The following is a 19,147-nucleotide window of genomic DNA, read 5'->3' as shown; positions in this document are numbered from 1 at the left end:
TCCACGGCCGTGGTGAGCTGGCTGACCGCGGTCCCGCTCGCGGGGACCTCCAGCCGGACCGTCATCGAGTACGAGACGCTTGGCGCCGTTGCCATGGCCGCTTTCCTCTGCTTTCCCTGTTTTCGCTTGGTACGCGCCGCGGGGCGCGGGCATCGATCGTCCCACCTACTGGTCGGTACGCGGTAACCGGCCCCGGATCGCGGAATCGCGCTTCCAACATACGAGAAGCGCGCCGAACGCGGACGGGCGCCCCTCGTGGTGAGGGGCGCCCGTCATGAACGCTCTGGCGGCACCGACCCGCCATGCTCGCCTCGCGGCAAGTGGTCGCTCGAAGCGACTAAGGTTGGGCCCGGGGGCTTGGATCGAGCCGGTGCCGTGTTCCAGGCTAACAAATGCTCCCCGGAAGTCACGGGCGAACGCCGGGCTCTGCCGCCGCCTCCGCCCGAACTCCCCCGGGACCCCCTGAATCCCGGCCTCCACGACCGGCCTCCGGCCGCGAACTCCCCGGGCCCCACCGGACGTCGGCGCTCCGCCCCTCGGCCTGCGGCCGCGCCCTGAATCCCCTCGGCCCCGGGCCGTCCACGCCCGCGGACGACCACCGGGGTGCCCCGGCCGCCGCCCCGAACTCCCCGGGAGACGACCGGACACCGCTGCGCGCTCCACCGGAAGTCACGTGATGTGCCGTCGGTCGTCCGCGGCGCCGTCGCGGCTGGTCGCGCCCACGCGGCGGAGCCGCACGCCGGCGCCTCCCCGCGCGTCTTCGGGGCGCCGGCGGACCTCGGTGGACGTCACCCGGCCCGCTCGGCCCGGCCCCGAGGGCACGCGGCACGTCCGCGCCCCGGGCCGAGGGGGCGCGGCGGCCCCGGGCAAGCCGAAACGCACACCCGCGTCAGCCGTATCCGGCCCGTCCGGCGCCAAAGGGCCCCGCCGGGAGCGCCGCGCCCCGCCCCTCAGTCCCGCAGCAGGTCCGGCACTCCCTCCGCGTCCGGATCGTCGCGCTCCCCCGACAGGACCGTCAGGCGCTGCGTCGCCCGGGTCAGGGCCACGTACAGCACGCGCAGGCCCGCCGGGGACTCGTCCGCGATCTCGGCGGGGGTGACGACGACCGTCGCGTCGTACTCCAGGCCCTTCGCCTCCAGGCTGCCCAGGACGACGACGCGGTCGCCGTGGCCGGCCAGCCAGTCGCGGGCCTCCGCGCGGCGGGCCATCGGGACGACGACGCCGACCGTGCCGTCCACGTCGTCGAGGAGGTGGCGGACCTCGGCGCGTACGGCCGCGGGCAGGTCGCCGTCCGCGACGGCGAAGCGGGGCACGACGCCCGTCGACCGCACGGCCGCCGGGGAGCGCATGCCGGGCATGGCCAGGGCCAGGATCCTGGCGGCCAGTTCGGCGATCTCGGCGGGGTTGCGGTAGTTGACGGTGAGCTCGAAGCGGCGGCGCGGGCGGGTACCGAGCGCCTCGTCCCTGGCGGCCGCGGCCTCGTCGGGGTCGGACCAGGAGGACTGCGCGGGGTCGCCGACGACCGTCCAGGTCGCGGTGCGGCCCCTGCGGCCCACCATCCGCCACTGCATGGGCGTGAGGTCCTGGGCCTCGTCGACGATCACATGGGCGTAGTCGCGGCGCTCCTCCGCCAGCCGCTCGGCGCGCTCGCGGCGGCTCTCGGAGCGCGTCGGCATGAGCTCCTCCAGCCCGGTGAGCTGGTCGAGCGGGTCGAACTCGCGCGGCTTCTTCGGGCGGGCGGGCACGCCGAGCAGCGTCTCCAACTCGTCCAGCAGGGCCACGTCGTGGACCGAGAGCGGGCCCTGCCCCCGGTCGTCGAGCCGCTTGAGCGAGCGGGCCAGCAGGCGGACCTCGCGCGGGGTGAGTTCACGGCGCGCCCAGCGGGACAGCCGCCGCTCGTCGGCCATCGCGGCGAGCACCCCGCGCGGGGTGAGCTCGGGCCACCAGGCGGCGAGGAAGCCGAGGAAGTCGTCCTCGGTGGAGACGTCCTCGTCGAACGCCTGCCGGGCCTCCGCCGCGAGTTCGGGGTCGGTGTAGCGCTTGGGGCCGCCCGCCTTGGACCACAGGAGGTCGAGGATGAGCCTGCGGGCGCGCGGGCGCAGCAGGTTGATGGGCGCGGTGCCGCCGAGCGCGGTGTTGCGGATGCGCTTGAGCTCGTCGGGTCCGAGTTCGAGCCGGGCGCCGAAGGCCACGACGCGCAGCCGGTCGGGCGCGGCCGCCGGGGTCGCGCCGCCGGTGCTGCCCGTGCTCTCAGCCGGTTCGGCGAAGGACAGTTGGCCCTCCTCCGCCGGGGCGCCGCGGCGGCGTGCGGCGGGTGCCTGAGGTGCCGGTTCCAGCGCGCCCCGCACCGCCTTGCGCAGCACCCTGAGCATGCGGGAGGAGCCCTTGATCCGGGCGACGGCGGGTTCGTCGTACGTATCGGCCTCGGCGCCGTCGACCAGGGAGCCCACGGCGCGGATCGCGACCTGGCCCTCCTCGCCGAGCGAGGGCAGCACACCCTCGGTGTAGGCGACGAGCAGCGGCGTCGGCGAGACGACGAGGATGCCGCCCGCGTAGCGCCTGCGGTCCTGGTAGAGGAGGTACGCGGCGCGGTGCAGGGCGACGGCGGTCTTGCCGGTGCCGGGCCCGCCCTCGACCTCGGTGACCGAGGCGGCGGGCGCGCGGATGACCATGTCCTGCTCGGCCTGGATGGAGGCGACGATGTCGCGCATCGTGTGGCTGCGGGCCTGGCCGAGCGCGGCCATCAGGGCACCGTCGCCGACGACCGGCAGCGCGGTGCCGTCGAGGGTCGCCGTCAGCTCGGGGCGCAGCAGGTCGTCCTCGACGCCGAGGACCCTGCGGCCCTTGGAGCGGATGACCCGGCGGCGTACGACACGGCCGGGCGCGACCGGGGTGGCGCGGTAGAACGGCGCGGCGGCGGGCGCCCGCCAGTCGATGACGAGCGGGGAGTAGTCGGCGTCGAGGACGCCGATGCGGCCGATGTGGAGCGTCTCGGCGATCTCCGCCCGGTCCTCGCGCACGGCGTCGTCCGCGGGCTCGACGGAGGTGTAGGCGCCGTCGGGCCCCTTCTTCCCGTCCTTGCCGAGGAGGAGGTCGATGCGGCCGAAGAGAAAGTCCTCGAACTCGCTGTTGAGCCGGTTGAGGTGCACTCCGGCGCGGAACACCTGGGCGTCCCGCTCGGCGAGCGCCCCCGGTGTGCCGACCTGGCCCCGCTTGGCGGCGTCGTCCATGAGGAACTCGGCCTCGTGGATCTTCTCCTCCAGGCGCCGGTACACCCGGTCCAGATGCTGTTGTTCGGTACCGATCTCGCGGTCGCGGACCCCGTCGGGTTCCGTCGCCGGTCCTGTCGCCATCTGCGCGTGCGTGGCGTTCTGCGCGGCCACCCAAGCCCCCTTCTGCTGTGCCTAGGGCAGCCGTCAACCGTACGCGAACAGAGGTGCTGAGCGCACCTGTCATGACATGGTGGTTTTCATCGCTCTTCGGACGGTTTCCGGTCAGATCTTGATGGTGTCCAGGAGTTTCCCGTCCAGCGTGCGGACCTCGAAGCGGTCGATGTCCTTCCGGTTGAGCGCGGCGCCGCCGTGGGTGTAGAGCGGCTCCTTGCTCCATTTGTCCGCCCCGGAGCTCCGCAGGCCGTAGCCCCCGGCGGGCACGGCCCAGGTGGTGACGGTCTGCCGCTCGCCGTTCCTGCCGACCGCGACGAGGTCGCAGGTCAGCGGGCCTGTGACGTTGGCGAGTCTCAGGGCGACGTGCGTGCCCCACGGTTTCTCCTGGAGCGAGACGGAGGCGTCGACCTTGGTCGCGGGGTCGACCGCGCCGATCTTCTCGCCCTCCTCGTACATCGCCTTGGCCGCGCTCACCGTGCTGTGGCTCGGCGCGTGCTGCGAGGTGAGGGCGGAGCCGGCCAGCGGGCCCGCGCCGATCAGGACGGCGGCGGCCGCCGCCAGGCAGAGTCTGCGGGTGCGCTGGGCGCGGCGGACGGCCGCGACCCTGGTGAGGAGGCCGTCGAGGAGCGCGGGTCGCGGGCGCGCGGTGAGCGCGCCGGGGTCCGGCGCGGACTCCTTGAGATCGGCGAGGAGCGGGGTCAGCCCGAGCACGGCGTCGAGCTCGGCGGCACACCGGGGGCAGTCGGCGAGGTGCTCCTCGAAGCGCGCGGCCTCCGCCTCGTCCAGGACGCCGAGGGCGTAGGCGCCCACGTCCATGTGCTGTGCCGGGCCGTTCATGCCGTGACTCCCCGTTCCTCGAGCGAGAGCCTCATGGAACGCAGGGCGTAGAAGACCCGGGACCGCACGGTCCCGGCCGGTACGCCCAGCACCTCGGCCGCCTCGCTCACCGTACGTCCCTTGAAATAGGTCTCGATCAGTGCCTCTCGGTGGGCCTCGGTCAGATCGCCGAGCGCGTCGGAGATGGTCATCAGGCGCAGCGCCCGGTCGATCTCGTCGGCCGCGGGGATCTGCTCCAGCGGCGCCGGGTCGACCTCCCGGGGGCGGGCCTGGCGGCTGCGGTGGCCGTCGATGACGATGCGGCGGGCGACGGTCACCAGCCAGGGCCGTACGGAGCCGGGGGCGCCGCGCAGCCGGTCGGCGTTGCGCCAGGCGCGCAGCAGCGTCTCCTGGACGACGTCCTCCGCCCGCTGGCGGTCCCCGCCCACCAGCCGCAGCACGAAGGCGAGGAGCGGGCCCGCGTGCTCGTCGTAGAGCGCCCGCATCAGTTCCTCGTCCGGACTGGTCCTGTCGGCCACGACGGCATCCTTGCGCACGGCCTTCCCCCGGTCGATAGGGCGGAACGGTGGTTCGCGGATCAGTAGCCGTAGCCCCCGCCGCCACCGGTGCCCGCCTGCGCCTTTCTGCCCTGCGGGTCGCTGGCGAACCAGGTGCCCGCGATGCCCTGGCCCTTGGTGTCGCCGGGCTTGGTGTCGGGCGCGTAGCGGTAGAGCGGCCAGCCGCCCAGGGTCAGCTGCTTGCTGCCGTCGGCGCGGGTCACGGTGGAGACGAGGGCCTTGTCGATGCCCTTGAGGGTGACCTGGTCGCCGGCCGCCGCGGGCGGCCAGGTGGTCGCGCAGTTGCCGGAGCAGTTGGAGACGGACGGCTTGGGTTTGTCCTTGTCGAAGCGGTAGAGGGTGAAGCCCTTGGCGTCCGTGACGATGGCGCCGAGCCTGGCGTCCCGCGTCCGTACGAGCGCGGTCGCCGCCGGGGCGGGCTGCGGCTGCTGCCCGCTCGGCGAGGGCGCGCTCTTGCCGGACCCGTCGTAGGAGGAGGACCCGCCGGAGTCGCAGGCGGTCACGGTGAGCGCGAGAGCGGCCGCCCCCGACACCGCCAAAGCACCGAGGCGGACGCCGCGTGCGATATTCCTCATGAGGATTCTCCCTGCCGGGACGATTCCGGGGCGTGAGGCCCCCTTCGACCCTGAATACGTGCGGGGCGTCCGTGGCACTCAGCCGCCGGGAGGAATTCACGGAAGAATTCGGCGTACGTACGGAACGGCCTCCGCGTTCAGCGCGCGGCCAAATTCGTCGGGAAGCACGGCAAGAACAGGAAGAACAGGAAGAAGTGGTCAGGAGGTCTGCGGGCCGGCTCCCAGCAGGCGGCGGCGGTGCCTGGCGACCCGTACGCGGTTGCCGCAGACCTCGCTGGAGCACCAGCGACGGCGGCGGCCGCGCGAGGTGTCCAGATAGACCAGCGAGCAGGTCTCGCCCTCGCACTGCCGCAGTTGCCCCCGGGTGACCGGGTCGGTGAGGAGCTCGACGGCGTCCCGGCAGATCTGCCCGACGAGCGCCCCGCAGTCGGGGGCGCCGGCGACCGTGCGGACGAGGGTGCCGTCCGCGGCCCGTACGGCCCGCAGGGCGGGCGGCGCGGTGGCGGCGAGGGCGTTGACGCGCTCCAGGTCGGGGTCGGCGGCGCGGCCGTCGACCTCGGCGTGGACGACGCGGTGCAGCAGGTCGCGGGCCGCGTGGAAGCGGCCCAGCCAGCCGGCGTCGACCGCGCCGAGCGGGGTGCCGGGCGGCACGGCACCGGCGGCGAGCAGCCAGTCCCGCAGCCGTTCGGGGGTGCCGAGCCGCTCGACGGGCTCCTCGCTGAACCGTCCGCCGACCGTGGCCACCAGATCCAGGCAGAGCCGCCCGGCGTCGAATCGCAGGTCATAGGAGGCTGTCGCCGCCATGCGCCTGTCACCTTTTCCCTGTTCGCGTCTTCCCGCGTCCCGGGACCGCCCGTGCGCGGTGCCGCCACCTCCAGGGTGCCCCGTAGGGCGTGGGGGTGTAACCCCCGGATCGTCCGGGTGGCGGCGCGGTCAGCCGCGCATCAGGGCCTCGTCGGCGGCGGGCAGCCAGCTCCCGGCGGGGCGTTCGAGCCAGCCGTGCCGCGCGGCCAGCGCGCCGGCCGCGCTCCGCAGCGCGTCCAGCCCTGGGTGGCGCAGCCCGCGGGCCCACACCATCGAGACGGGCGACAGCGGCACCGGGTCGGCGAGCGGGCGCAGCACCATGCCGGGTACGTCGAGGAACTCGGCGCTCGCCAGCACCGACCAGCCCCGCTTGCGGACGACGCGGATGAACTCCTCGTCGCCGTCGATCCCCGGGAAGGGCGCGGCGATGCCGATGCCCCGGCCCGCGAAGAGCCGCTCCGCGAGGTCGGTCCACTCCGCGGTGGCGGGGTTGCCGGCCGCCGCGTAGAGGGTCTCGCCGGCCAGCTCCGCGAGCCGCACGGCGGGCCGGGCCGCGAGGTGGTGGCCGTCCGGCAGCAGCACGGCCATCGGCTCGTACCGTACGGGCCGGTGGGCGAGGCGCGCCCGGACCGCCGGGTCCAGCCCGGCGAACCGGCCGAAGGAGACATCGAGCCTGCCCGCGAGGATCTCCGCGGCCGCGCCGGTGAGCCCGCTGTGGAAGCGGGCCACGAGCTCGTGCTCGGCCGCCGCTTCCCGGGCCGCCGCCAGCACGCGGTGCGCGGTGCCGGTGGTGGCGCTGATGTCGACGAGCAGGGGGCGCTCCTCCCGGTCCCAGGCGGCGGCGAGTTCGTCGTGCGCGGCGAGGATCCGCCGGGCGTACGGCAGCAGGCGCGCGCCCTCGGCGGTGAGCGTGACCTGCCGGGTGGTGCGGGTGAACAGCTCGGCGCCCAGCCGCTGTTCGAGCCGCCGGATGTCGCGGCTCAGAGCCTGCTGGGCGAGGTGGAGGCGGCTGGCGGCGCGGGTGAAGTGCAGCTCTTCGGCGACGGCGGTGAAGGCGCGGAGGAGGCGTGGCTCTATGTCGTGCGGCACGCACGGCAGTTAACAACAGGAGTGCGTGAATGGCCACTGATCAGGTGTTGGACCGCGGTGCACGACGGCGGCGAGAGTTGAGCACATGCCGAACTCCTCTTGCCGAAGCCCCCTGTTCACCGTCAGCGGCAGCATGCTGGTGGTGGCCGCGCCCCGCACCCCGGACGCCCTTCCGCCGGTTACCCGCAAGCGCCGGGCGTGGGAAACCGTGCTCCTCAGGCTGCGGGCCCGCTGATCCGCGACCTGGCCAGCGCCAGACCCGTCAGCCCCAGCAGCGCGGCGAGACCCGCGAGGACCACCGTGGTCACCAGGGCCGACCCGGACACCTTGGAGGGCGAGGCCGCCGCCGTCACCACCAGCTGCCCGATCTTCCGTACGCGCCCGTGGTGGCTGACCACGGTCACCGGATAGCTGCCCTCCCCCAGGCCGCGCCGGATCCGCGCGGGGCCGTAGTAGCGGGGGGAGTCGCCGTCCCCCGCCTTGCTCTCGTCGCGCTTGAGCGGCACCGGCCGCTCGAAGGCCGGTGACGTGGCGGTCAGCCGCCCCTCCTCGCCCGGGTCGGGCGAGGCATCGCGCCACAGCACGTTGACGGTCCCGCCGGCCGGGACGGTGTGGCCGTGCGTACGGGCCCGCTCGGGGCCCGACGCGGGCGTGGTGCCGAAGAACGCCGGTCCGCGCGCCCGGCCCACATAGTCGCGGTCGCCGGGCCGGGCGGCGCGGATCACCAGCGGCTTCTCGTCGATCTTCCGGCCGCCGGGGCCGGTGAGCGTCACCTTGTAGGTGCCGTCCTTCACCGAGGCCGGCAGGCCGAGGCCGCCGGCGAACAGCCGGGGGTTGTTCCAGTCGGCGCCCGACGGGTCGTGGCTGAGCCGCACGGGCGCGGGGAAGGCGGGCGAGCGCACCTCGAAGGCCGTCCCCGTCTCGCCGGGGAACAGATCGTCGTAGGCCATCCACAGCCGCTCCCCCGGCCGCATGACCTCGCCCGGCGCGGTCACCGTGAACCGCGGCCTGCGCGAGGGCCCGACCTCCACCTTGTCCCGGGCGACGACCCGCCCGCCCGCGCGCACGGTGAGCGGATAGCTGCCGGGCTTCGCGCTCATGGCGATGGCGGGCCGCGCGTGGTGGCCGTGCTCGGCGGCGGGGGCGCGGTGCGCGTAGGGGGCGAGCGTGACGCGGTGCGGGAAGACGGGCGAGGAGACGGTGACGTCGCCCCGGCCGCGTACGCCCTGGACATCGATGTCGACGAGGCCGCCGGGGCGGTTGTCGAAGGCGCCGTTGAGCAGCAGGTGCACTCCGCCCCGCCCGTCGTCGGCCGCCGCGCCCCGGGCCGGGCCGACGGCCGGCCACAGCGCCGCGGCTCCCACCACGGCCAGCACCGCATGCGTCCACTTCACCGCGCACCCCCTTGTCCGCCACCGAGGAAGAGGGACGCGGCGGCCTCCGGGTTGCCCTGCGCGGGCACGCGGCACACACGACGAAGGCCCCACCGCCGGAGCGGTGGGGCCTTCGCCTCACATGGGATGAGTGGAGATGGCGGGAATCGAACCCGCGTCCAACGGTGCGGAATCAGGGCTTCTCCGAGCGCAGTCCGCTGCGATTTTCTCGGCCCCGAAGATCACACGGACAAGTCTCCGACGGGCTCAGTCACTGTTTGATTTCCCTCTCGACCCCGTGACCGGGTCTAGAGGTTTAGTTCCCTAGCTGATGCCAGGATCCGGGTCGGGAACAGCCCCGGGCTGACACTTCGCAAAGTCGCTACTTAGGCAGCGAGGGCGAAGGAATCGCGCTTGGTGTTGGCGATTATTGGTTGCGACATATGGTTTACGAGATCATTGCCGCTTCCTCGGCTCGCTTCCCCTGCTTCGACATCCGCTGTCGAAACCGATCATCCCCATGTTGTTTTTTCAAGGTGCGCACCCCGTGGGGTGTGCAGTGCCCATCGTACGTGACCGACGCGCGACGGTGCCAGCGTATTCCCGCTGACGGGCGACCCCGGGTCAGACCCGCCTCGCCTGCGACGCCCGCTGGCGCCTGCGGGCCGCCGCGATCGCGCGGTTCGACTCGCGGGTGTCCTGCTTCTCGCGGAGCGTCTGCCGCTTGTCGTACTCCTTCTTGCCCTTGGCGAGGGCGATCTCGACCTTGGCCCGGCCGTCCTTGAAGTACAGCGCCAGCGGCACGATCGTGTGGCCCGTCTCCTGCGACTTGGAGGAGAGCTTGTCGATCTCGGCGCGGTGCATCAGCAGCTTGCGCTTGCGGCGCGCGCTGTGGTTCGTCCACGTGCCCTGGGTGTATTCGGGGATGTGGACGTTGTGCAGCCACGCCTCGCCACCGTCGATCTGCACGAAGCCGTCCGCCAGCGAGGACCGGCCCTGCCGGAGCGACTTGACCTCGGTGCCGGTCAGCACCATGCCGCACTCGTAGGTGTCCAGAATGTGGTAGTCGTGCCGCGCCTTCTTGTTCTGCGCGACCAGTTTGCGACCCGTCGTCTCTTTAGCCATAGCGCGGCCATTCTCGCACTACGACCCACCCCTGAGGCCACTCAATACTGTGCGGGCCCGCCGCTCGGCATCGCTCCGTACGACCAGGTCGGGAGCGATGCCGCGGCCGTCGACGGAGCGGCCGGAGGGGGTGCGGTAGTGGCCGACGGTGAGCTCGGCGACCGAGCCGTCCGCGAGCCGGCTGGGCAGCTGCACCGAGCCCTTGCCGAAGGTCGGGGTGCCCACGACGACCGCCCGGCCGCGGTCCTGGAGGGCTCCGGCCAGCAGCTCCCCGGCGCTCATGGTGCCGCCGTCGACGAGCACGACGAGCGGCGCCCCGGTGTCGCCGCCGGGCCGGGCCTCCAGCGTGCGCTGTCCGCCCCGTACGTCATAGGTGGCCACCAGGCCGCCGTCGAGGAAGGCGGAGGCCGCGGTCACGGCCTCGTCGACCAGGCCGCCGGAGTTGCCCCGCAGATCCAGCAGGATGCCCTCGCCGCGCGCGGCCGCGCGGGCCGCCCGGCGGATCCGCTCACCCGTTCCCCGGGTGAAGGAGTCGACCTTGATCCGGGTGGCGGCGGGCCCCTCGGCCTGTCCGTCCGGCAGCCGGTCCACGGCGACGCTCTCGGTGTCCAGCCGCGCGCGGCGCAGGGTCCGCTGCCACGACCACCCGGCCCGCTGGAGGCCGATCGTCACGGGGGTGCCCGCGGTCCCCTGCTCGCCCGTGCTGTCGCCGCGCAGCCGGGCGATCACCTCGGTGACGGGGAGGCCCGCCGTCGGCACACCGTCGACCGTGCGCAGTTCGTCACCGGCGCGGATGCCCGCGCGGTCCGCGGGCCCCCCGGGCCGGACGCCGTCGACCTCGGTCCGGCCGTCGCCCGTGCTCCGGGCCGAGAGGCCGACGCCGACGTACGCGCCGTCCAGGGCGCGCTCGAAACCCTCGTACTCGCGGGCGCTGTAGACGGAGCTCCAGCGGTCGCCGCCGCGGCCGACCACCTCGGCCGCGGCCTCGGCGCCGGACTTGCCGTCCTGCTCGGCCTGTTCGGCGGCGGCCTCGACGGCGCCGCGGTCCACGAGGCGCTCGCCCCGCGCCCCCGCCGCGCCGCCGGGCCCCGCGGCGGGCCGCGCCGCCGTACGGGCCGCGAGGCGGGCCTCCGCCGGCTTCCGGCCGCCCTGCGCGTCCGCGCCCCAGGAACCGGCCGCGGCGCCCGTCGCCAGCACGCCCGCGAAGACCAGCGTCAGTGCGGCACCGCGTCTGCCGCGGCGCCGCGGCGAGAACATCGACGGGCCGGGCATGCGCGTGAGTCTAGGACACGAGAGGGCGCCGTACGGGGAGTTGTCCCTTACGGCGCCCGGGTCCCGCCGCCTCAGACCTTGAGGTACTTCCGCAGCGCCGCGAAGGCCGCCAGCGCGGGCATCAGCAGCCCGATGGCGAGCACCAGCGGCAGCTTGGCCAGCACCGCGTCCCAGCCGATGAACTGGATGACGTCGATGTGGTGCACCAGCCAGTTGTTCACCAGGAAGTACTGGCCGCAGACCAGCAGGACGCAGGCGAAACCCGCGCCGAGCAGGCCCGCGAAGGCCGCCTCCATGATGAACGGGATCTGGATGTAGAAGCTGGACGCGCCGACCAGCCGCATGATGCCGGTCTCCCGGCGGCGGCTGAACGCGGACACCCGCACGGTGTTCACGATCAGCATCAGCGCCACGATCAGCATCAGGAACATCACGCCGAGCGCCGCGAAGTTCATGCCGTTGAGGAGGTTGAAGAGATTGGACAGCAGCGTCTTCTGGTCCTGCACGGTCTGGACGCCGGGCCGTTGCGAGAAGGCGCTGGAGATGACCTCGAACTTCGAGGGGTCCTTGAGCTTGACGCGGAAGGACTCCTGCATCTGGTCCGGCGTCAGCGAGCCCGCGATCGGGGAGCTCTTGCCGAACTGCTCCTTGTAGTGCTTGTACGCCTCGTCGGCCGTCTCGAACTGGACGCTCTGGACGAGGTCCGTCATCTTCCCCAGGTCGGTGCGGATCTCCTTCTTCTGGTCCTCCGTCGCCGCCCCCTTGGCACAGGAGGGGAAGGATTCCGCGTCGGTCTTGTTGCAAAGGAAGATCGAGACGTTGACCTTGTCGTACCAGTAGCCCTTCATCGTGCTGACCTGCTCGCGCATGAGCAGAGACCCGCCGAAGAGCGCGAGCGACAGAGCGACGGAGACGATCACCGCGAAGGTCATCGTGAGATTGCGACGGAGACCGACGCCGATCTCCGACAGGACGAACTGGGCGCGCATGGCGTCCTTTCAGTGCTGGTAGCCGTAGACGCCACGCGACTGGTCGCGCACGAGACGGCCCTGTTCCAATTCGATGACCCGCTTGCGCATCTGGTCCACGATCTGCTGGTCGTGGGTGGCCATGATGACCGTGGTCCCGGTGCGGTTGATCCGGTCCAGCAGCTTCATGATGCCGACCGAGGTCTGCGGGTCGAGGTTGCCGGTGGGCTCGTCCGCGATCAGCAGCAGCGGGCGGTTGACGAACGCGCGGGCGATCGCGACGCGCTGCTGCTCACCGCCGGAGAGCTCACCGGGCATCCGGTCCTCCTTGCCGCCGAGGCCCACGAGCTCCAGGACCTGGGGCACGGCCTTGCGGATCTCGCCCCGGGGCTTGCCGATGACCTCCAGGGCGAAGGCGACGTTCTCGTTGACCGTCTTGTTGGGGAGCAGGCGGAAGTCCTGGAAGACCGTGCCCAGCTGGCGGCGCATCTGCGGCACCTTCCAGTTGGAGAGCCTGGCGAGGTCCTTGCCCAGCACATGGACCTGGCCGGTGGTGGCGCGCTCCTCGCGCAGCAGCAGCCTCAGGAAGGTGGATTTGCCGGAACCGGACGAGCCGACGAGGAAGACGAACTCGCCCTTCTCGATCTCCAGCGAGACATCGCGGAGCGCCGGCCGGTTCTGCTTGGGGTAGGACTTGGAGACGTTGTCGAATCGGATCACGAGTGCACCACGCGTCGACCTGGATAGGGGGCACGGAACACCGCGCGCGCGGCTCCCGTCGGTGTGCGTGACCATACGCGAACCATCGGTGCACGCGCAGTCGGCGTCCCCTCTTGGCGCGTTTGCCACCGGCTCCGCGGGGACAAAACTGGGGCAATCGGGTCCACGCCCCCGGGTACGGCCGACCGGCCGCGCCGAACGGCGTGGAAGCTGGCACAGTGGTAGGGGGAACCGCCCGGCCATCCCGCGCGTTGGACGTACCGGAGGAGGAGATCGCATGACATGCGACCGACTGGTGTGCGCCAACTGCGCGGCCCCCGTCAGTGAGGGCCGCTGCCCGGTGTGCCGGGCCAGCAGGGAGCGGCTGCAGCACCAGGAAGGCGTCTTCGCCGGACTGACCCCGGCCACGCTGCTCGCGCTGCTCGTGGCGCTGATAGCGGTGGCCGTCGTGGCGCGCGGCTTCGCCGGGTAGTCACCCGGTCACCCCGCGGCACCCCCGCACACACGTACGAGGGCCCGGAGCGCTGTCGCGCGCTCCGGGCCCTCGGTCGTTCCCGCCCGGGCCGTCAGGCCGCGGTGGCGCGGGTCATCAGACGCGGCAGCAGCCGGAAGCCGATACCGCCCGCGATCATCGTCGCGGCGCCGACGACCAGGAAGGTCGTCTGGCCCGCGCCGGTCTCGGCGAGCTGCTCCTTGGGCTTGGCCTGCTGCACGGGCTTGGCGCCCGCGCTGTCGGTGTCCGTGTTGGTGCCGCAGTTGCTGTTGGTGTCCACGGGGCAGGTGCGACCGGGCTTGTCGCCCTGGTCGCCACCGGTGGCACCGCCGGTCGCCGCGTTGTGGTCACCGCCATTGGAGCCGTCGCCGCCGGTGGTCCCGCTGTGGTCACCACCGGTGGTGGTGCCGCCGTCGGCCGTACCGCCGGTGGTCCTGCCACCGTCGGTCTGACCGCCGGTGGTCTGGCCACCTGTGGTCTTGCCGCCGTCCGTCTGACCGCCGTCCGTCTGACCGCCGTCCGTCTGACCGCCGTCCGTCTGACCGCCCGTGGTCTGGCCACCGGTCGTCTTGCCGCCGTCGGTGGTGCCGCCGTCCGTCTGACCACCGGTGGTCTTGCCGCCGTCGGTCTGACCGCCCGTGGTCTTGCCACCGTCCGTCGTACCGCCATCACTCTGGCCGCCCGTGGAGGGGCCGCCGGTCGTGGTGCCGGTGGTCTGGCCACCGTCCGTCTGGCCGCCCGTGGACGGACCGCCCGTCGTGGTGCCGGTCGTCTGGCCACCATCGGTCTGACCACCCGTGGAGGGGCCGCCGGTCGTGGTGCCGGTGGTCTGGCCACCGTCCGTCTGACCACCCGAGGACGGACCGCCCGTCGTCGTGCCGGTCGTGCCCGTGGTGGAGCCGGTCGCCGTACCGCTCGTGTCACCGCCCACCGGCGGCTGCGGGATCTCGTTGGGGTCGCCGTCGACGGCGACGGCGGTGTGCACACCGCTCGTCGTGGCGACTCCGGCAACATGGACGCCCGCGGCCGAAGCCGCACCGGCCGCGGTCAGCGAAGCACCCGCGGCGACAACCGCGCCGGCGGCTATGCGCGCGACGCGCAGCCGCGTCTTCTTGGTCATATACCTGCTACCCCCAGTAGCTGATCGTCATCGGAGCAGCTATGCACGGGGCGGTGGCGCATCCGGGGGTCGAGAGCGGCTGAGCCGGCCGGACCGGCCGGGCCGCTCGTCCCCCCGCCACACGCACCCCAGTGATACGCATGCCGCGCGTCAGCCTGACCAGTTTTTGAGGCAGCGTCAAGAAGGTTACAAGCGGGTATGTCCGCCTATACGGCTGGTTGTTGCTACTTCTCCCGCTGCTTGCGCCAGCGGATGCCGGCCTCCAGGAAGCCGTCGATGTCACCGTCGAGGACGGCGGTCGGGTTGCCGACCTCGAACTCCGTGCGGAGGTCCTTGACCATCTGGTACGGGTGCAGGACGTACGACCGCATCTGGTTGCCCCAGGAGCCGCCGCTGTCGCCCTTGAGCGCGTCCATCTTGGCCTGCTCCTCCTGGCGGCGGCGCTCGAGGAGCTTGGCCTGGAGGACGTTCATCGCGGTCGCCTTGTTCTGGATCTGCGAGCGCTCGTTCTGGCAGGAGACGACGATGCCGGTCGGGATGTGGGTCAGACGCACCGCGGAGTCGGTGGTGTTGACGCCCTGGCCGCCGGGGCCGGAGGAGCGGTAGACGTCGACGCGCAGCTCGGACTCGTCGATCTCGACGTGGTCGGTGGTCTCGACGACCGGCAGCACCTCGACGCCCGCGAAGGACGTCTGGCGGCGGCCCTGGTTGTCGAAGGGCGAGATGCGGACGAGGCGGTGCGTGCCCTGCTCGACGGAGAGCGTGCCGTAGGCGTACGGGACCTGGACGGCGAAGGTGGTCGACTTGATGCCGGCCTCTTCCGCGTACGACGTCTCGTAGACCTCCGTCTTGTAGCCGTGGCGCTCGGCCCAGCGGAGGTACATGCGCTGGAGGCGCTCGGCGAAGTCGGAGGCGTCGACGCCACCGGCCTCGGCGCGGATGTTGACCAGCGCCTCGCGGGAGTCGTACTCACCGGAGAGGAGCGTGCGGACCTCCATCTCGGCCAGCGCCTTGCGGACGTCACCCAGCTCGGTCTCCGCCTCGGCGAGGGCGTCGGCGTCACCCTCGGCCTCGGCGAGCTCGAAGAGCACCCCGAGGTCGTCGATGCGGCCGCGCAGGTTCTCCGTCTTGCGGAGCTCCGCCTGGAGGTGCGACAGCTTGCTGGTGATCTTCTGCGCCGCCTCCGGGTCGTCCCACAGGGAGGGGGCGGCCGCCTGCTCCTCGAGCACGGCGATATCAGCCCTCATCCTGTCGAGGTCCAGGACGGCCTCGATCGACCCCATGGTCGAGGAGAGGGACTTCAGCTCTTCGGATACATCAACGACTGCCACGCACCCAGCCTAACGGCTGCGCCGGGCTGCGGGTGTCCGATGGGTGCGCCCAGTGCCCGCCGCAGGCGGCTACGGCAGCGGGTCCGGGTCCGTCGGGGGGTGGTCCTCGTGGTGGACGCCCGGCGTGGGCGACTTCGCCTCGTGGGACGTGACCGCGAACCAGCCGCCCACGCCCGCCGCCGCGGCCAGCGCGACCGCGGCCGCGCCCAGCTTGATGCGGCGGCGCCGGGTCTCCTCCGGGGAGCGGTGGCGTGCGGAGCCCGCGCGGCGCTGGCCGGCCGCCCTCGGGGCCCGCGCCGTGCCGTGCGCGCCGCCGGCGAGCTCCGCGGGCGTGGGCACCCGCATGCTCGTGTGGGTCTCGCGGCTGGAGTCGGCGACGGCTCCCGGCACCAGCGGGACGGCGCCGCGCCGCCGGGGCGCGGTGGCCACGCCCAAGGACGCGGACCCGCCGTCGTAGGCCGTCTCCCGCTCGGTGAGCGTGGCCGCGACCGCCTCGGGCTCGTCCTCGGGCTCGTCGATGTCGAGCGGCGGGATCCCGGCGAGGCCGGGCAGCAGCTCGCGCAGCCGGACGCCGAGCTCGGACGCGCGCAGCCGGGACGCGGGCCCCTTGGCCAGGCACTGGACGATCAGCTGCCACAGCTCGTCGGGGATGCCGGGCAGCGGCGCCACGGTCTCGGTCACGTGCCGCCGCAGCACCGCGCCGGGGTGGCCGCCGCCGAAGGGCGTGAAGCCCGCGAGCAGTTCGTAGAGCACGGTCGCGAGGGCGTAGACGTCGACGGAGGCGCGCGGCGGCAGGCCCTCGATGATCTCGGGGGCTAGGTAGTCCGGGGTGCCGATGACGCTGCGGGGGCTCGGGGAGCGCCCGCCCGGCCCGGCGGGGCGCGGGATGGTGGGCTCGGCCGGGCGCGGGGAGTCCACGAGCCGGGCGATGCCGAAGTCGGTGAGGAGCGCCGGGTGGGCGCCGCCGGGGCCGAGGGCCCCCTGCATGTCCAGCAGGACGTTCTCGGGCTTCACGTCGCGGTGCACGATGCCCGCCGCGTGCGCGGCCGCGAGGCCGTCGGCGACGTCGGCCACGATGGCGACGGCCGCCTCGGGCGCGAGGCGGCGCTCGCGGTCGAGGCGGGTGCGCAGGTCCGTGCCGCGGATGAGGTCCATGACGAGCGCGAGGTCGGCGCCGTCGACGACGAGGTCGCGGACCCCCACCACGTGCGGGTGGTCGAGTCCGAGGAGGGCCGCGCGCTCCTGCACGAACCGGCCGACGAGCTCCTGGTCGGAGGCGAGGTCCTCGCGCAGGAGCTTGATGGCGACCGGGCCCTCGGGGCCCTCGCCAAGCCACACCGTGCCCGCACTGCCGCGCCCCAGGACCTGATGGGCGGTGTACCGGCTGCCGATCTTCCGTGCCAAGGCTGTTCGGGTTCCTTTCCGGGTCCTCCGACGTCCGACAAGGGAGCGCTGGCGACCAAGCTACGCGGCCGCGAGGGGGTTGGGGGCGCCGATCCCGCACCAACTGTCACTTCTGCGGCTTAAAACACCCCTTGGGTGTCGACATGTCGACGCGGCGGCGCAGTTGACGCGGCGCCGGTGGTGACGCGCCCGCCGCTAGTTGCCGCCGCCCGAGGAGGAGCCCAGGCCGGAGACCCAGTCCTTGATGTCGAGGAACCAGCCGTAGGCGGCGTCCCAGAAGCTCTTGCCGTCGGCGACCCAGTCCTTGAGCGGTGTGAACTCCCAGACCAGCCAGGAGCCGATGATCAGCACCACGACCATGAACAGGCAGCCCTTGAGGCAGCCGAGGCCCGGGATGCGCATCGGATTCGCGCTGCGCTGCCGGGGCGGGCGGGGCTCGCGGCGCGCGGGCGGCGGCTCCGGGGCGTACCGCTGCGGCTGGGGCTCCTGATAACGCTGCGGCTGTGGCTGGGGCTGCGCCTGCGGGCGCTGCTGCCGCCGGGACGGCTGCTGCGGGGCGTACTGCTGCGGCTGGGGAGCGTACGGCTGCTGAGGGGGCGCGTACTGCTGCCCGTATTGCTGCTGGGGAGGCTGCGGGGGCTGCTGGTACTGCTGCTGCGGCTGGGCCGCCTGCCGGTGCGGGCGGCGGCGCAGCGGGTCCTCGCTCGGGTCGAGGTAGCGCATCTGCGTCTGCTCGTTGCGGTCCCGCGCGGCGCGCATCTGGCTCTGCCAGGGGTGCGGGCCGTCGCCGCCGGGCAGCGGCGGGACGGGCGGCATGGCGCGGGTGGGGTCGGCGCCGCCGCTCGGGCCGGAACCGGCGGGCATGACCTGGGTGGGATCGGCGCCGTGCGCGCCGCCGGGGGTGTTCGGCAGCAGGCTGGTGGCCGCGTTCGGGTCGTAGGAGCCCGCGTTCGACGGCAGCACCTGTGTGGGCTCGGCGTCGCCGGACGGGGAGCCGAGCGGCGAGCCGTCGCCGCTGCCGGGCACCAGGGCGGGCTCGGGGTCGGGGGCGAGCAGGGCGGCGACGCCCAGGGCGGCCTCGGCCTGGGCCGGGGAGGCGTGCACGCCGACGCCCGCGGCGACGACGCGCAGGGCGCGGGCGAGGTTCTCGGCGCTGGGCCGCTCCTCGGGCCGCTTCCTCAGACAGCGCTCGATGACCGTCCACAGCGGCTCGGGCACGGTCGTGGGGCGGCGCGGCTCGGCGCTCAGGTGCTGGTGGAGGACTTCGAGCGCGGTGGCCCCGGCGAACGGAGGGCGCCCGGTGACCAGCTCGTACAGCAGGATGCCCGCGCCGTAGATGTCGACGGCGGAGGTCTGCGGGCGGCCCTCGGCGGACTCCGGCGCGACATAGGCGGGCGTGCCGACGAACTCGTGGGTGCGGGTGAGGCCCGGGGAGTCCGCGAGGCGCGCGATGCCGAAGTCGGTGAGCATCGGGTGCATCAGCTGCCCGTCCGCCCCGGAGAGCAGGACGTTCGCCGGCTTGAGGTCGCGGTGGACGACGCCGTCGGCGTGGCTGGCGGCGAGGGCGTCCGCGATCTGGGCGGTGAGCAGGGCGGCGGCGACCGGGGTGAAGGGGCCGTTGTCGCGCAGATAGCGGTGCAGGTCCGGGCCGTCGACCAGGTCCATCACGAGGGCGAGGAGGTCGCCCTCGACGACGAGGTCACGCGTGCGGACGATGTTGGGGTGCGTGAGGCGCAGCAGGACGGAGCGCTCGCGCAGGAAGCGCATGACGACGTCCGCGTCGTTCGCCAGCTCCTCCTTCAGCACCTTGATCGCGACGGTCTCGCCGGGCTGCCCGGCCACGGCGGCCTCGGAACCGGCCGTCTCGCGCTGCCGGGCCCGCCAAACGGTGCCCGTCGCCCCGCGTCCGAGCACCTCCTCGAGGAGGTACTTGCTGCCTACCGGCCGCACGTCATGCGCTCCCTGGTCGTGATTGCCGTGATCCGCTGTCGTGATCCACGCTGCTGACGGCCGCTCCCGCTCCCGTGACGCCTCGTGGTCGTCGCGCGCCGTGGCGGCCCTTCGCCCACTGTAGTGCCGTCGTACGGACCACC

At 73.3% G+C, this 19,147-nt stretch carries 17 protein-coding genes and 1 other RNA gene; 2 read left to right on the top strand and 16 right to left on the bottom strand.

Features of this window, described 5'->3' with window-relative positions; all coding sequences use genetic code 11:
* Positions 1 to 950: 950 nt before the first annotated feature.
* The 6 genes from ACH427_RS30025 to ACH427_RS30000 form a co-directional block, all read right to left on the bottom strand.
* Complete coding sequence (locus ACH427_RS30025; RefSeq protein WP_398874551.1) at positions 951 to 3,353, bottom strand: HelD family protein; 2,403 nt, start codon at positions 3,351 to 3,353, stop codon at positions 951 to 953.
* A 141-nt stretch (positions 3,354 to 3,494) separates the two neighbouring features.
* Positions 3,495 to 4,223, bottom strand: coding sequence for a zf-HC2 domain-containing protein (locus tag ACH427_RS30020; RefSeq protein WP_398874545.1), 729 nt, complete (start codon positions 4,221 to 4,223; stop codon positions 3,495 to 3,497).
* Complete coding sequence (locus ACH427_RS30015; protein ID WP_398874543.1) at positions 4,220 to 4,759, bottom strand: sigma-70 family RNA polymerase sigma factor; 540 nt, start codon at positions 4,757 to 4,759, stop codon at positions 4,220 to 4,222. Before ACH427_RS30015 ends, ACH427_RS30020 begins: the two co-directional genes overlap by 4 nt.
* 41 nt (positions 4,760 to 4,800) lie before the next feature.
* Positions 4,801 to 5,355: a hypothetical protein gene (locus tag ACH427_RS30010; protein ID WP_398874541.1), complete on the bottom strand. Its 555-nt coding sequence runs from the start codon at positions 5,353 to 5,355 to the stop codon at positions 4,801 to 4,803.
* A gap of 198 nt (positions 5,356 to 5,553) precedes the next feature.
* A complete protein-coding gene (locus tag ACH427_RS30005) occupies positions 5,554 to 6,159 on the bottom strand; it encodes a CGNR zinc finger domain-containing protein (protein WP_398874539.1) in 606 nt (201 codons plus the stop codon).
* A gap of 129 nt (positions 6,160 to 6,288) precedes the next feature.
* Positions 6,289 to 7,248 carry a LysR family transcriptional regulator gene (locus tag ACH427_RS30000; RefSeq protein ID WP_398874537.1) on the bottom strand — a complete coding sequence of 320 codons (960 nt, stop codon included), beginning with the start codon at positions 7,246 to 7,248 and terminating at the stop codon, positions 6,289 to 6,291.
* An 85-nt stretch (positions 7,249 to 7,333) separates the two neighbouring features.
* Between ACH427_RS30000 and ACH427_RS29995 the strand changes: the two genes are divergently transcribed.
* Positions 7,334 to 7,483, top strand: a complete 150-nt coding sequence (locus ACH427_RS29995) for a hypothetical protein (RefSeq protein WP_398874535.1) — start codon at positions 7,334 to 7,336, stop codon at positions 7,481 to 7,483.
* On the opposite strand, the gene ACH427_RS29990 is transcribed toward ACH427_RS29995, so the two are convergent.
* The 6 genes from ACH427_RS29990 to ftsE all read right to left on the bottom strand — a co-directional run bounded on the left by ACH427_RS29990 (position 7,464) and on the right by ftsE (position 12,706).
* Positions 7,464 to 8,642, bottom strand: coding sequence for a hypothetical protein (locus ACH427_RS29990; protein ID WP_398874533.1), 1,179 nt, complete (start codon positions 8,640 to 8,642; stop codon positions 7,464 to 7,466). The two genes, ACH427_RS29995 and ACH427_RS29990, sit on opposite strands and share 20 nt — an antisense overlap.
* 128 nt (positions 8,643 to 8,770) lie before the next feature.
* Positions 8,771 to 9,141: a transfer-messenger RNA gene (gene ssrA / locus ACH427_RS29985) on the bottom strand.
* A gap of 104 nt (positions 9,142 to 9,245) precedes the next feature.
* Entirely contained in the window at positions 9,246 to 9,746 is a 501-nt protein-coding gene (gene smpB / locus ACH427_RS29980; RefSeq protein ID WP_398874530.1) for an SsrA-binding protein SmpB, read from the bottom strand.
* 18 nt (positions 9,747 to 9,764) lie between these two features.
* The gene (locus ACH427_RS29975; protein WP_398874528.1) at positions 9,765 to 11,018 is read right to left on the bottom strand and encodes a S41 family peptidase; all 1,254 of its coding nucleotides are present in this window, start codon (positions 11,016 to 11,018) and stop codon (positions 9,765 to 9,767) included.
* A gap of 71 nt (positions 11,019 to 11,089) precedes the next feature.
* Positions 11,090 to 12,007 (bottom strand): permease-like cell division protein FtsX, encoded by a 918-nt coding sequence (ftsX, locus tag ACH427_RS29970; protein ID WP_366005065.1) that lies wholly within the window; start codon positions 12,005 to 12,007, stop codon positions 11,090 to 11,092.
* A gap of 9 nt (positions 12,008 to 12,016) precedes the next feature.
* Positions 12,017 to 12,706 carry a cell division ATP-binding protein FtsE gene (gene ftsE / locus ACH427_RS29965; RefSeq protein WP_361531257.1) on the bottom strand — a complete coding sequence of 230 codons (690 nt, stop codon included), beginning with the start codon at positions 12,704 to 12,706 and terminating at the stop codon, positions 12,017 to 12,019.
* A gap of 277 nt (positions 12,707 to 12,983) precedes the next feature.
* Here ftsE and ACH427_RS29960 point away from each other — a divergent pair, with 277 nt between their 5' ends.
* On the top strand, positions 12,984 to 13,178 hold the full coding sequence (locus ACH427_RS29960) for a hypothetical protein (RefSeq protein WP_366005066.1): 195 nt from the start codon (positions 12,984 to 12,986) through the stop codon (positions 13,176 to 13,178).
* Between the two features lie 94 nt (positions 13,179 to 13,272).
* Here ACH427_RS29960 and ACH427_RS29955 read toward each other — a convergent pair whose 3' ends face one another.
* The 4 genes from ACH427_RS29955 to ACH427_RS29940 form a co-directional block, all read right to left on the bottom strand.
* The gene (locus ACH427_RS29955) at positions 13,273 to 14,319 is read right to left on the bottom strand and encodes a hypothetical protein (RefSeq protein WP_398874525.1); all 1,047 of its coding nucleotides are present in this window, start codon (positions 14,317 to 14,319) and stop codon (positions 13,273 to 13,275) included.
* Between the two features lie 224 nt (positions 14,320 to 14,543).
* The gene (prfB, locus tag ACH427_RS29950) at positions 14,544 to 15,650 is read right to left on the bottom strand and encodes a peptide chain release factor 2 (RefSeq protein ID WP_366005068.1); all 1,107 of its coding nucleotides are present in this window, start codon (positions 15,648 to 15,650) and stop codon (positions 14,544 to 14,546) included.
* Positions 15,651 to 15,719: 69 nt separating this feature from the next.
* Complete coding sequence (locus ACH427_RS29945; RefSeq protein ID WP_398874522.1) at positions 15,720 to 17,054, bottom strand: serine/threonine-protein kinase; 1,335 nt, start codon at positions 17,052 to 17,054, stop codon at positions 15,720 to 15,722.
* 195 nt (positions 17,055 to 17,249) lie between these two features.
* Positions 17,250 to 19,004: a protein kinase gene (locus ACH427_RS29940; protein WP_398874519.1), complete on the bottom strand. Its 1,755-nt coding sequence runs from the start codon at positions 19,002 to 19,004 to the stop codon at positions 17,250 to 17,252.
* Positions 19,005 to 19,147 lie beyond the last annotated feature (143 nt).

It is taken from the genome of Streptomyces sp. NPDC020379 (genome assembly GCF_044387105.1).
Taxonomy (GTDB): domain Bacteria; phylum Actinomycetota; class Actinomycetes; order Streptomycetales; family Streptomycetaceae; genus Streptomyces.
Note: the sequence above shows the minus strand (reverse complement) of the source record. Positions and strands in the feature narration are given on the sequence as shown.

What these genes read in the sequence shown, in the direction of transcription:
- ACH427_RS30025 (WP_398874551.1), bottom strand. Translation starts at nt 3,353, where the DNA reads ATGGCGACAGGACCGGCGACGGAACCCGACGGGGTCCGCGACCGCGAG.
- ACH427_RS30020 (WP_398874545.1), bottom strand. Translation starts at nt 4,223, where the DNA reads ATGAACGGCCCGGCACAGCACATGGACGTGGGCGCCTACGCCCTCGGC.
- ACH427_RS30010 (WP_398874541.1), bottom strand. Translation starts at nt 5,355, where the DNA reads ATGAGGAATATCGCACGCGGCGTCCGCCTCGGTGCTTTGGCGGTGTCG.
- ACH427_RS30005 (WP_398874539.1), bottom strand. Translation starts at nt 6,159, where the DNA reads ATGGCGGCGACAGCCTCCTATGACCTGCGATTCGACGCCGGGCGGCTC.
- ACH427_RS29995 (WP_398874535.1), top strand. Translation starts at nt 7,334, where the DNA reads ATGCCGAACTCCTCTTGCCGAAGCCCCCTGTTCACCGTCAGCGGCAGC.
- smpB (WP_398874530.1), bottom strand. Translation starts at nt 9,746, where the DNA reads ATGGCTAAAGAGACGACGGGTCGCAAACTGGTCGCGCAGAACAAGAAG.
- ACH427_RS29975 (WP_398874528.1), bottom strand. Translation starts at nt 11,018, where the DNA reads ATGCCCGGCCCGTCGATGTTCTCGCCGCGGCGCCGCGGCAGACGCGGT.
- ftsX (WP_366005065.1), bottom strand. Translation starts at nt 12,007, where the DNA reads ATGCGCGCCCAGTTCGTCCTGTCGGAGATCGGCGTCGGTCTCCGTCGC.
- ACH427_RS29960 (WP_366005066.1), top strand. Translation starts at nt 12,984, where the DNA reads ATGACATGCGACCGACTGGTGTGCGCCAACTGCGCGGCCCCCGTCAGT.
- ACH427_RS29955 (WP_398874525.1), bottom strand. Translation starts at nt 14,319, where the DNA reads ATGACCAAGAAGACGCGGCTGCGCGTCGCGCGCATAGCCGCCGGCGCG.